Origin of the sequence: Bacillus sp. FSL W8-0519, assembly GCF_038005585.1 — a bacterium.
Lineage (GTDB): Bacteria > Bacillota > Bacilli > Bacillales > Bacillaceae_G > Bacillus_A > Bacillus_A paranthracis.
Map to the genome: position 1 here is coordinate 1,085,005 of NZ_JBBOTL010000001.1, position 12,684 is coordinate 1,097,688.

Here is a 12,684-nt window from a genome sequence, read left to right on the forward strand (position 1 = left end):
GTGCTATACTAAAAGTAACTGATTTGGTGGAGGAATTCGAATGAAAAAGAAAATTGCAGAGTATGAAGTTGGTGAACAAGTCGATATTTTCTTGTTAATTAAAACAGCGACAAAAGGTATCGCGAGCAATGGAAAGCCATTTTTAACAGTAATCTTACAAGATCCAAGTGGAGATATTGAAGCGAAGTTATGGGACGTATCACCAGAAGTTGAGAAACAATATGTAGCGGAAACAATCGTGAAAGTAGCTGGTGACATTCTAAACTACAAAGGACGTATTCAATTACGTGTGAAACAAATTCGAGTTGCGAATGAAAATGAAGTTACGGATATCTCAGATTTCGTAGAAAAAGCACCAGTGAAAAAAGAAGATATGGTTGAGAAAATTACGCAATACATATTTGAAATGAGAAACCCGAACATTCAACGTCTAACAAGACATTTATTAAATAAGCATCAAAACGAATTTTTAGACTATCCAGCAGCGACGAAGAACCATCACGAGTTCGTATCTGGACTAGCTTATCACGTCGTATCGATGCTTGATTTAGCGAAAGCTATCTCAAATCTATATCCATCATTAGATAAAGACTTACTATATGCAGGCGTTATTTTACATGACCTTGGTAAAGTAATCGAGTTGTCTGGTCCAATTTCCACAACGTATACGTTAGAAGGAAATTTATTAGGCCACATTTCGATTATGGTGAACGAAATTGGTAAAGCAGCAGACGAGCTGCAAATCGATGCAGAAGAAGTATTAATTCTTCAACACATCGTGCTTTCTCACCACGGAAAAGCAGAATGGGGTAGTCCAAAACCACCATTAGTAAAAGAAGCAGAAATTCTGCATTACATCGATAACTTAGATGCAAAAATGAACATGATGGACCGCGCATTAGGACGCACAAAACCAGGCGAATACACAGAGCGTGTCTTTGCTCTTGATAATCGTTCGTTCTATAAACCGTCGTTCCATAATTAATAGTGTGAATAAAGTGGCCTCATTAAGTGTTAATACGCTTAGTGAGGCTGTTTTTATAAAAAATGAAATGAAATAGTTAAAAAGATAGTACAGGATTTTCAGCTATTGAATACGCTAGAAAATTCCCATATAGATCAAGTTTAATTGAAGGGGTGAGAAAATATGGATAAAAAAGAGTCTGTTAAATTTATTGAAAAAGCTGGGGCCTGTATTGTTTCAAAAAATATAATAAATAAAACATGGAAAGGATGATTACCTTTGGATATTAAGAGTCATCTAAAAAGACTATACGATAATCGTTTATTAGAAAATGAAAATGAGATACGAGATTTTAATGAGTCATTAATGGAAGTAATAGAGTACAACGACGTCTCTGTTATTACAGATTTATGTTTAGTTTTGGATGATGAGACTGAGCAATTTGAGGTTATGTTTGGTTTAATTCATGAAATAGAGAGCTTATATAAAAATAATATAGAAGAAGGACTTGTATGTATTGCTAAAGCTGTTCCGAAGATGATTAACTCAGCAAAAGAATGGGTAGAAATTTTACATTATAGAATTCTTAATCACCCTCAAGTAAGATTAGCATATGGAAAAGTACTTTCGGAATTTGATCCATCAATTACGATTAGTATTAAAGAATTATTGATCGATATAAAAAATGAAGACCCTGATATGTTTAGTGAATCTGTTAATGAGGTAATTAAGAGCATCTAATGTTTAAAGTTGAAAAGATATAAAAGCACATAAGGCAAGTCAACAAGAAAATAACTTATTATTGTAGTGGAAAGAAAAAGAATAGGTTGTTTAAAAGTGCGTACTCCATGATGGTTGTACCATCATAGAGTGCTATGTGCAATGATAGAAGAAGAAAACGAGGTACGAGGTTAGGAGAGATGACATTTTACTGGGTGATGAATATAAACACACGGAATGTATATAAAACTAACGAACTCGTACAAACTCGTAAGATTTAACGTAGTAGTTGTCATGACATGTAAAAAGTGTCATACTGTTACTACAAAACTTACAAATTTATGCTACTTAAAAATGGATGAACTTAAAGCACTTGATTGTCAATTAAAGGCAACAAGTGTTTTTTGCATTTTAGCGTAGAAATTTAAAAGAGCATTATAATTTTATAAGTGTATTAAGTGTTAAATTTTTATTGTTGTTTTATAGATTATAATGGCTATGTACAGTGTACGACGATAGTAGAGGGGAAAATAAAGGATTGTGTTATTTTTTGAAGTCATCGTAAGGTACGTTTTAACGGATGGACGTTATGCACAAGTTATCCGTAAAAAACAAGTAAACGTTATGGGATTCTCCACTGTTTGTTCATATAAAATTGAAGAAGGAAAAAGTTATCCTGTTATTTTCGATATTACAGTTTTCGATAATATTGAAATAAACGAAGGAATAGAGGGAGTTAAAAGTTTAAAAAGAATTGATAATTCTTTTAAGTATCGTATTAGTGGAATATTAAATCGTGGTTTTATTGATGCAGGGATTATTATTACAGACGAAGATGAAATATTCCTTGAACGCAGTGAATACTTTAACAAGTATGTTGAAATAGAAGTTGCTAGAATTAACATTGAATCTGTAAAAGGAGGCTAGTCTCTTATCTTACTTAAACTCATACCACCAACATCTATGATCAAGGTATCCTTTCAATCCATTAAGTTGCTCATCTGGTGTTTCATAGGGTGAGCAAGCTCCTGATTTGATGATGTTTTGTTTTGGTGATGGCGTTGCAACTTTAATCTAGATTGACGGTTCTTTTCTCCACTCATGTTTTTAAGATTTACTAAACCATTCTCCAGTCCAAAATGTTATGCAATAAAAAAATGTCTCGAATTTGAGATATTTCTCTTGCTTTTTAATCACTTGAGGTGTAAAGTGATAGTAACGAAAGCGATTGAGTCATATGAAAAACATACACTCAGTTGCTTTCGATAAAAAAAGTAAGTTAGGCAGTAAAAACTAAGATGAATTTACAAAAACATAATGAAGAATAAATTGAAACGTTAAAAACCATATTAGTTGTGGGAAATGTTATTTTTTTAGTTATCACTTGACTAGTAAAACGAAACGGAGGAATAAAAAATGTATGAAATTAAAGGGCATCATCACATTTCAATGGTTACGAAAAATGCAAATGAAAATAATCACTTTTATAAAAATGTACTTGGCTTACGTCGCGTGAAAATGACAGTAAACCAAGATGATCCGTCAATGTATCATTTATTTTATGGAGATAAAACAGGAAGTCCAGGTACGGAATTAACGTTTTTTGAAATTCCTTTAGTAGGAAAAACATATCGCGGTACGAATGCCATTACTCGAATTGGATTACTTGTTCCTTCAGAGGATAGCTTGCATTACTGGAAAGAACGATTTGAGACATTTGATGTGAAACATAGTGAAATAACAACATATGCAAATCGTCCTGCTTTGCAGTTTGAGGATGCTGAAGGTCTTCGCTTAGTATTACTCGTTTCAAACGGAGAAAAAGTAGAGCACTGGGAAACTTGGGAGAAATCAGAAGTTCCTGCAGAGCATCAAATTCAAGGAATGGGTTCTGTGGAAATGACAGTTCGTAGACTTGATAAAATGGCGAGTACACTTACAGAGATGTTTGGTTATACAGAGGTTAGCCGCAGCGAAGAGGAAGCGATTTTTCAGTCCATTAAAGGCGAGGCTTTTGGAGAAATCGTTGTGAAATATTTAGATGGTCCTACTGAAAAACCGGGCCGCGGTAGCATTCACCATTTAGCAATTCGTGTAAAAAATGATGCAGAGCTTGCTTATTGGGAAGAACAGGTGATACAAAGAGGCTTCCAGTCTTCAGGAATCATCGACCGTTTCTATTTTAAAAGCTTATATTTCCGCGAATCAAACGGAATTCTATTTGAAATTGCGACAGATGGACCAGGATTTACAGTTGATGGAGATGTGGAACATTTAGGAGAAAAACTTGATTTACCACCGTTCCTAGAAGATCAGCGTGCAGAGATTGAAGCGAATTTAGCACCTATTGAAGAGAAGTAATAGAAGAGAAAATATAAATTTAAAACCATTGGAGGAATATAAAATGAACCAATTAAAAGGAATTCACCACGTTACAGCAATTACAAGTAGTGCAGAAAAAAACTATGAGTTTTTCACTCACGTTTTAGGAATGCGTTTAGTTAAAAAAACAGTAAACCAAGATGACATTCAAACGTATCATTTATTCTTTGCAGATGATAAAGGTAGTGCAGGAACAGATATGACATTCTTTGACTTCCCAGGTATTCCAAAAGGAGTACACGGTACAAATGAAATTTCAAAAACTTCATTCCGTGTTCCAACTGATGCAGCATTAGAATATTGGGTAAAACGTTTTGACCGTCTGGAAGTGGAACATACAGGAATTAAAGAACAATTCGGAAAGAAAACTCTTTCTTTTGTTGATTTTGATGACCAACATTATCAATTAATCTCAGATGAACTTGATAAAGGAATTGAATCAGGTACACCATGGCAAAAAGGTCCAGTTCCATTAGAATATGCAATCACTGGTTTAGGACCTGTATTTATCCGTATTGCAAACTTTAGTTTCTTCAAAGAAGTGTTAGAAAAAGTTCTATTATTTAAAGAGGTTGCGCAAGAAGGAGAATTCTATTTATTTGAAGTGAACAAAGGTGGAAACGGTGCATCTGTTATTGTAGAACATAATACGGTCCTTCCAGAAGCACGACAAGGTTTTGGTACGGTTCACCATGCTGCATTCCGCGTAGAAGATCGCGCTGTATTAGAAGAATGGATCGAGAGAATCAGTAGCGTAGGACTTCCTTCATCTGGTTATGTAGACCGTCACTTCTTCGAATCGTTATATGCAAGAGTTGCACCACAAATCTTATTTGAATTTGCAACAGACGGCCCAGGATTTATGGGAGATGAGCCATACGAAACACTTGGCGAAAAATTATCTTTACCTCCATTCCTAGAGCCAAAACGTGAAGAAATCGAAAAATTAGTTCGTCCAATTGATACAGTGAGAAGTACGAAGGAATTTATTAAAGAGTAACAATAGAGATAGTAAGTAGGAGAGCAAGTAGTTTTAGCTGATAGCTGGAACTGCTTGCTTTTTTATTTGGTCTATAAAATTTTCTGAAAAATGTTTCTCAAGTTTTAAAAATAGAAATATTTGGTATAATTTATTTAAATTATAAATTTTCTGATAATTATTTTTCAATACATAGAAAAGAGGTGATACTATACAATTTTGATAATTGTATAAATATCCTAATTTTGTAAGCTTAAGAAAAGGGGATGCGAGTGTATGGGAGCAGATGTAGTAACAAGGGAGCAAATGAAACATTCTTTAGATGATTGGTATCGTGTAATGTTGCAGCAAGATTTTCTGCAATCAAAATTTTTGAAAGAAGAGATTGAATCGAAAATTAATGATTTCAAAGAGGAAAAGAATATATCCTTGTTCTATTCTTTATTAGAATTTCGTTATCAAGTATTAGTAGATAGTCTAAGTGTTACAAATAGTAGCTTTGATAGAATTGATTCTTTATATATTGTTGATGATAATGTTTTAACATATTATTATCATTTCTTTAAAGCGATTAAAGAAACATTAGTGACGAATTATAAAGCTGCAAGTGAGGAATTTGAGAAAGCAGAATTAATGCTAGGGAATATTACAAATCCCGTAGAGCATGCGGAGTTTTATTATCGACTTGGCTATTATTACTATCAATCATATCAACCAATTTTAGGAATTGATAATGTGAATAAGGCAAGAGAAGAGTTTGAGAGGCATAGTGGGTATGAACTAAGTGTAGCACTTTGTAAAAATATATATGGGCTATGTAGTGTAGACTTAAAGCAATTTTCGCTAGCAGAAGAAAGTTTCGATTCGGCATTAAATATTTTCCAACATCAACAAGTAGAACGATACATTTTAATGGTGAAAAGTAATTTAGGATGGTTATATGGAAGTCAAAACCTTTCAGAATTATCAATTCGTCACATTTCTGAAGTTGTTGAAAAATCACCTAAGCATTATAAAGGAGTATTTACTTTAGCTGAAGAGAATTACAAACTAAACAGAGTAGAATTAGCGAATGAGTTTATCGAATTAGGATTAAAAGTTTGTAATGAATTGAAAAATCAAGAGTTTCAATATCGCTTTATGATTTTAAAAGAATTAAATAAAAAATCCAATACAGCAGAATTAGAAAGAGTGGTCCTAGAAGGAATCTCATATTTTGAAAAGGAATCATTATGGGACTGTGTAGAAGAATATACTGAAAAGTTAGCAATACGATTTTATGAGGAATCAAATGATTCTAAAGCTAGTGAATATTTTTATATGAGTAATAAAGCGAGTAAAAAATACTTAGAAAAAGGAGCTTTGAAATAATGAAAAAATTAGGTGTGATAGTAACAGGATTAATAACAACGACTGTTTTAGCATTTGGTTTAAGTAGTTTAGGTGATCAGAGCCAGGCTTTAAATCGTGGTGACGGAGGAGCACCAGCAAGACCAGACTATATTAGTGTTGGGGACGGTGGAGGAGCACCAGCCAATTTCAATAAAGGAGATGGCGGAGCACCAGTAGATAATAGAGGCGATGGTGGCGGAGTAAGCCAACTATAAAAACAAAGAAAGGGACTTCAACATGAAGTCCCTTTTTTGTTTTTATGCCATGTAGATAAAAGAATTGACTTACTTTAAATATGTAACTATAATAGTTACAAAATAACCATCAGTAATAAAAGTGAGAAATATTTTTTTGGTATAATTGTAACCGATACAGTTACAATTAAAAATAATTATAAAACAACCAAATAATGTAAAAACTTTAAATAGCAACAAGAGAAAGGAGACGGGAATGTTGAAACGGTTTAAGTTTTATTTGATTAGCGGTATTGTGCTCGTTTTGCTTATCGTATGTAACTTCGTTGATAAGCCGATTGCGAAGGTTGGAGAAGTGAAAGATACTGTTATGATGAAGCTGAATACGAAAGAGAGTATGGCGCAAATTGATGGGCAGACGATTTATTTTAAGAAAATTGGTGAGGGGAAACCACCTTTACTTATGCTGCACGGGTTTGGTGGTTCTTCAGATGGATTTAGTGATATTTATCCGGAACTTGCGCGGGACCACACGATTATTGCAGTGGATATTTTAGGGTTTGGGCGTTCTTCTAAGCCAATTGATTTTGAGTATTCGTTTCCTGCACAAGTGAATTTATATTATAAGTTAATGAAAAAGCTCGGATACGATCAGTTTGCGGTGCTCGGTCATTCAATGGGCGGAGAGATGTCACTGAATTTAGCGTATTTATATCCGGACGCAGTGACGCATCTCATTTTAGCAGACTCTACAGGAATTGAATCTTTCCAGCAAAAAGAAAGTTATGAAGTGCCGCCGTTATCGACAGACTTACAAACTGTAACTGAGATTACGGATTACAATAAAAATGAAGTGAAAAATAGTCGTGACGATAAAGAGCACTATGATCAGCTGACGAAAATGAGAGAGCGCCGCATTGCGATGGAAGCCGATAAAATTAAGGTGCCGACTTTAATTATATGGGGACGACACGATAAGAGTGTTTCTTGGAAAAATGGTGAACTGTATCATGGACTATTTGCAAATAGTACGTTTCATATTATTGAAAAGGGATACCATGCACCGTTTCGCCAGGAACCAATCGAGTTTATGGAATATGTACAAGCGTTCTTCGCGAAGAATCCACAATGATAAAATTTTAAGCATAAATGTACTTCTTTCCTCATACAGTGAAACTAATAAGGCTTGTCTAAGGAAAGGAATGAAGTAGAGTGGAAACTTTACCATGGTGGGTGTATCTTGTAATCGTTGGGATCGTATTAAGTGGCTACATGGTTTTATATACTTCAAAAAAAGAGCAAGAGATGGATAATGAGTTTATTGAAAAAGAAGGCGAAGTGTACATGAAGCGCTTAGCAGAAGAGCGCGAGAAACGTAATCAGGATAGTGATAAAGATTCTGTATTGCTTTAATAGAAATGTTGAAAGGCTATTATCTAGTAGAAGTTTACATCTAGGTGGTAGCCTTTTTCTTTGTTGGGAAGCATGTATACGAAATTCATTATGAACTTTTATTGAGGGCATTTATATATATGTTTCTTCATAAGAATGGAACTAGCGGGGTATTTTACTGGGGGGGATTAACAATGCATAGGGATGAGACTCCATTACATCCGGATACAGGTGTTACATCTGTAATGTTTGTTGAGCGTTCATTAAATGAAATTCGTTTTTGGTCTAGAATCATGAAGGAGCATTCTCTTTTTCTTCGCTTAGGGTTTAGATGCGAGGATACGCAACTAATTGAAGAGGCGAATCAATTTTATCGATTGTTTGAACATATTGAACAAATAGCGCATTCCTACACAAATGAAACAGATCCTGAGCAAATCAAAAGATTTAATGCAGAAGTACAACAAGCCGCAACTAATATTTGGGGATTTAAACGAAAGATTTTAGGGTTGATTCTCACATGTAAATTGCCGGGACAAAATAACTTTCCACTGTTAGTTGACCATACGAGTAGGGAAGCTGATTATTTTAGAAAACGTTTAATGGAATTAAATGAAGGAAAATTAGATGCTCTTCCTGATGCTATTATTAAAGAAAATGTTTTCTTTTTGAGGATTATGGCAGACCATGCTAAATTTATTGGCCATCTTCTTGATCCATCGGAAAGAAAGCTTGTAGATACAGCGCGAAATTTTAGCAATGATTTTGATGCATTAATGTATCAAGCAATTGACTTAGAATCAATGAAACCACAATCCCAAACTGTCCCTCTTCTAGATCAATTTTTAGATCAAAATCGTGTGTCGGTTGCATCTCTTCGGGACTTTAAGAAAACAGCACGTGATTTAATTGAGCAATGTAAAATAAAGAGTATCATCCACCCATTATTGGCAGACCATGTCTTCCGTGAAGCTGATAGATTTCTTGAAATCATTGATATGTATGATGTTCATCTTACAAATATTCAATCACAACCTAGATATTAGAAGGTAAGGAAAGATACTATTTTGCTTTCAGTTGAGAAGTTAACACTGAATTGTTAGCTTCTTTTTTTGAAGAAAAGGTTTGAAAATGAAACTTTACGTTATTCTTTCTGGAGACTGATAAGAAAGGATAGCGTATTTTTTATGCCCCATTTAGTCTTTATTCGTATTAATTCTTTGTATTATTGTTCGGGAAATTATTATAGAAGAAAAATATCTGAAACCTACATTGTATAGCACATGAAATAGCACCATTACAACCTGTAACGCACAAGTTGCACAGCCAACGCAACGACAACTTGCTTTACTCATCATCATGTATTTGCTCTTACTAGACGTAGATAGGTGAGAAACATCGTATGATTTTTAGTGAACGTTTAAAAGAAGAACGAGAAAAATGAAAGAAATCCCCTACACCAGCTGTTCTTTTCACTCAAATTGTGTACTATAAAGGATAGGATGACATAAAGAAGGGGACATTTAGAATGGAATTTCATGAACAAAAGATTTTGCCGGCAGTGAGGCAAATTAAAGATTTGGAAAAGCTATTACATAGTTCGTATGAGTATATCGTTATTTTAGATATTCATGTCGGTCAATTGAAGAGTGTTATATCACTTGCGAAGCAATATTGTAAAAAGGTGTTTTTACATGTGGATTTAATTCATGGCTTGCAGAGTGATGGGCATGCGACGGAGTATTTATGTCAGGAGTTTAGACCGTACGGGTTACTTTCAACGAAGGCGAGCGTCATTATGAAGGCGAAGCAAAAAGGTGTTGTGGCAATTCAGCGTATTTTTTTAATCGATTCGAGTGCAATGGAGAAGAGTTGCAATCTTTTAGAAAAGACGAAGCCGGATTATATAGAGGTGCTCCCAGGAGCGTTAACGGATGTGATCGCTGAAGTGAAAGAGCGTACTGGTGTACCAATTTTAGCGGGTGGTTTTATTCGTACTGTTGATGATGTAGAGAGAGCTTTAAATGCTGGTGCGACAGCAATTACGACATCAAAACGCGAACTATGGAAACATTACCAAAAAAAGTGACGAAAATGTGAAATAATTCTGTTGACACCGCTTTCATTAACGGTTAACATTATAGACAAGTTAATAAACGTGACGGAGAAAAGTAGAGATCCACATTTCATTGTTTCTATATAAATTTATATAGAAGCGTGCAAAGCTGTGGGTCTTTTTCTTTTGACAAAAACGAATGGCCATTCATTTTACCTCTATCACATTTGAAAGCGTTTAAATTGATTGTGGAGGGATACTATGTCAGCATTTTTAGGAGAGTTAATAGGGACTGCGTTGTTAATCGTACTTGGTGGCGGCGTTTGTGCTGGTGTAAGTTTAAAGAAGTCGTTTGCGAAAGATTCTGGTTGGATTGTTATTACAATGGGCTGGGGCTTAGCGGTAGCGGTTGCAGCGTACGCGGTTGGATCAATTAGTGGGGCACATTTGAATCCAGCTTTGACGATAGGATTAGCATTTAAGGGAGCGTTCCCATGGAGTGACGTACCTGGTTATATCGCAGCACAAATGATTGGGGCAATTATCGGGGCAGTTATCGTATATTTACATTACTTACCACACTGGAAAGAAACAGAAGATCCAGGAACAAAGTTAGGTGTATTTGCAACAGGTCCAGCAATTCCGAACACATTTGCAAACCTTTTAAGTGAAATGATTGGGACATTCGTTTTAGTATTTGGTATATTAGCAATTGGTGCAAATAAATTTGCAGATGGATTAAATCCATTTATCGTAGGTTTCTTAATTGTAAGTATTGGTTTATCATTAGGTGGAACGACAGGATACGCAATCAACCCAGCACGTGATTTAGGTCCGCGTATCGCGCACTTCTTCCTTCCGATTGCAGGAAAAGGCGGTTCAAACTGGAAATATGCATGGATTCCAGTAGTAGGTCCAATTTTAGGTGGATCACTGGCAGGATTATTCCATCAAGTTGTATTTGAAGGAAAACAAAATGCAGCACTTATTTATGTGATTATTGCAACTGTGATTGTACTAGCAATCTCTTATATGACAAGCAAAAAAAGTGGAAGCAATACAAATAGTAGAAAAGTAGCATAAGGGGGAAACCATTATGAAAAAATATATTCTTTCATTAGACCAAGGAACAACTAGCTCACGCGCAATTCTTTTCAATAAAAAAGGTGAAATTGTTCATTCAGCTCAAAAAGAGTTTACGCAACATTTTCCAAAGCCGGGCTGGGTAGAGCATAACGCGCAAGAAATTTGGGGATCTATTTTAGCGGTTATCGCAACTTGCTTAAGCGAAGCAGATGTAAAACCAGAACAAATCGCTGGTATCGGTATTACGAACCAACGTGAAACAGCGGTTGTATGGGATAAAACGACTGGTAAACCAATTTATAACGCAATTGTATGGCAATCTCGCCAAACAGCTGAAATTTGTGATGAGTTAAAAGAAAAAGGTTATAGCGAAATGGTTCGCGAAAAAACAGGTCTTTTAATTGACGCATACTTCTCTGGTACGAAAGTAAAATGGATTTTAGATAACGTTGAAGGTGCAAGAGAGAAAGCAGAAAACGGCGATCTATTATTCGGAACAATTGATACGTGGCTTGTATGGAAACTATCTGGTGGTAAAGCGCACGTAACGGATTACTCAAATGCATCACGTACATTAATGTTTAACATTCACGACTTACAGTGGGATGATGAACTTCTAGACATGTTAACAGTACCAAAGAGCATGCTTCCAGAAGTACGTCCATCATCTGAAGTGTATGGAGAAACAATTGACTATCACTTCTTCGGTCAAAATGTACCGATTGCCGGTGTAGCTGGTGATCAACAAGCGGCATTATTTGGACAAGCTTGTTTCGGTGAAGGTATGGCGAAAAATACTTACGGAACTGGTTGCTTCATGCTAATGAACACTGGTGAAAAAGCGGTAGCTTCTGAGCATGGCCTATTAACAACAATTGCATGGGGAATAGATGGTAAAGTAAACTATGCATTAGAAGGAAGTATTTTCGTAGCAGGTTCTGCAATTCAGTGGTTACGTGACGGAATGCGCATGTTTAAAGATGCAAGTGAGAGTGAAGTGTATGCGAATCGCGTTGAATCAACTGACGGTGTATACGTTGTACCAGCATTCGTAGGATTAGGTACACCTTACTGGGATAGTGAAGTACGCGGCGCTATGTTTGGTGTAACACGCGGTACGACGAAAGAGCATTTCATTCGTGCAACACTAGAATCTTTAGCTTACCAAACGAAAGACGTATTATGCGCAATGGAAGCAGATTCAGGTATTGAACTGAAAACATTACGCGTTGATGGCGGAGCAGTTAAAAATAACTTCTTAATGAAGTTCCAAAGTGATATTTTAGATGTTCCTGTAGAGCGTCCAGTGATCAATGAAACAACAGCTTTAGGTGCAGCGTACTTAGCTGGTCTTGCGGTTGGATATTGGAAAAACCAAGATGAAATTAAAGAACAGTGGCATATGGACAAACGCTTTGAACCAACAATGGAAGCGGAAACAAGCGAAGAGCTATATGCTGGATGGAAAAAAGCAATTGAAGCAACAAAAGCTTTCAAATAATCATAAACAGTGTTATAA

14 protein-coding genes are annotated in these 12,684 nt (G+C 35.5%); 13 read left to right on the forward strand and 1 reads right to left on the reverse strand.

The genetic code is table 11. From position 1 onward, the window contains the following. Positions 1 to 40: 40 nt before the first annotated feature. The 3 genes from yhaM (at position 41) to NST14_RS05620 (ending at position 2,611) form a co-directional block, all read left to right on the forward strand. Entirely contained in the window at positions 41 to 985 is a 945-nt protein-coding gene (gene yhaM, locus NST14_RS05610; RefSeq protein ID WP_000726638.1) for a 3'-5' exoribonuclease YhaM, read from the forward strand. 258 nt (positions 986 to 1,243) lie between these two features. Further along, positions 1,244 to 1,705: an Imm30 family immunity protein gene (locus NST14_RS05615; protein ID WP_000351977.1), complete on the forward strand. Its 462-nt coding sequence runs from the start codon at positions 1,244 to 1,246 to the stop codon at positions 1,703 to 1,705. 579 nt (positions 1,706 to 2,284) lie between these two features. Then, on the forward strand, positions 2,285 to 2,611 hold the full coding sequence (locus NST14_RS05620) for a hypothetical protein (RefSeq protein ID WP_229143336.1): 327 nt from the start codon (positions 2,285 to 2,287) through the stop codon (positions 2,609 to 2,611). 9 nt (positions 2,612 to 2,620) lie between these two features. On the opposite strand, the gene NST14_RS05625 is transcribed toward NST14_RS05620, so the two are convergent. Next, positions 2,621 to 2,758 (reverse strand): N-acetylmuramoyl-L-alanine amidase C-terminal domain-containing protein, encoded by a 138-nt coding sequence (locus NST14_RS05625; protein ID WP_374703494.1) that lies wholly within the window; start codon positions 2,756 to 2,758, stop codon positions 2,621 to 2,623. Between the two features lie 342 nt (positions 2,759 to 3,100). Here NST14_RS05625 and NST14_RS05630 point away from each other — a divergent pair, with 342 nt between their 5' ends. The 10 genes from NST14_RS05630 (at position 3,101) to glpK (ending at position 12,666) form a co-directional block, all read left to right on the forward strand. Continuing rightward, positions 3,101 to 4,045 (forward strand): ring-cleaving dioxygenase, encoded by a 945-nt coding sequence (locus NST14_RS05630; RefSeq protein ID WP_000272987.1) that lies wholly within the window; start codon positions 3,101 to 3,103, stop codon positions 4,043 to 4,045. A 43-nt stretch (positions 4,046 to 4,088) separates the two neighbouring features. Further along, entirely contained in the window at positions 4,089 to 5,066 is a 978-nt protein-coding gene (locus NST14_RS05635; RefSeq protein WP_001072549.1) for a ring-cleaving dioxygenase, read from the forward strand. A 255-nt stretch (positions 5,067 to 5,321) separates the two neighbouring features. Next, on the forward strand, positions 5,322 to 6,416 hold the full coding sequence (locus NST14_RS05640) for a response regulator aspartate phosphatase (protein ID WP_000500575.1): 1,095 nt from the start codon (positions 5,322 to 5,324) through the stop codon (positions 6,414 to 6,416). After that, the gene (locus tag NST14_RS05645; protein ID WP_000733095.1) at positions 6,416 to 6,652 is read left to right on the forward strand and encodes a Phr family secreted Rap phosphatase inhibitor; all 237 of its coding nucleotides are present in this window, start codon (positions 6,416 to 6,418) and stop codon (positions 6,650 to 6,652) included. The genes NST14_RS05640 and NST14_RS05645 overlap by 1 nt, the downstream gene beginning before the upstream one ends. A 238-nt stretch (positions 6,653 to 6,890) precedes the next feature. Then, on the forward strand, positions 6,891 to 7,763 hold the full coding sequence (locus NST14_RS05650) for an alpha/beta fold hydrolase (RefSeq protein ID WP_139264502.1): 873 nt from the start codon (positions 6,891 to 6,893) through the stop codon (positions 7,761 to 7,763). Between the two features lie 80 nt (positions 7,764 to 7,843). Next, positions 7,844 to 8,044: a sporulation YhaL family protein gene (locus NST14_RS05655; RefSeq protein WP_000449227.1), complete on the forward strand. Its 201-nt coding sequence runs from the start codon at positions 7,844 to 7,846 to the stop codon at positions 8,042 to 8,044. 173 nt (positions 8,045 to 8,217) lie between these two features. Then, positions 8,218 to 9,069, forward strand: a complete 852-nt coding sequence (locus NST14_RS05660; RefSeq protein ID WP_000554476.1) for a DUF2935 domain-containing protein — start codon at positions 8,218 to 8,220, stop codon at positions 9,067 to 9,069. A 482-nt stretch (positions 9,070 to 9,551) separates the two neighbouring features. Next, complete coding sequence (glpP, locus tag NST14_RS05665) at positions 9,552 to 10,112, forward strand: glycerol uptake operon antiterminator GlpP (protein WP_000394287.1); 561 nt, start codon at positions 9,552 to 9,554, stop codon at positions 10,110 to 10,112. A 228-nt stretch (positions 10,113 to 10,340) separates the two neighbouring features. Continuing rightward, entirely contained in the window at positions 10,341 to 11,162 is an 822-nt protein-coding gene (gene glpF / locus NST14_RS05670) for a glycerol uptake facilitator protein GlpF (RefSeq protein WP_001272193.1), read from the forward strand. Between the two features lie 13 nt (positions 11,163 to 11,175). Beyond that, positions 11,176 to 12,666 carry a glycerol kinase GlpK gene (glpK, locus tag NST14_RS05675; protein ID WP_000759991.1) on the forward strand — a complete coding sequence of 497 codons (1,491 nt, stop codon included), beginning with the start codon at positions 11,176 to 11,178 and terminating at the stop codon, positions 12,664 to 12,666. The last annotated feature ends 18 nt before the right edge of the window (positions 12,667 to 12,684 follow it).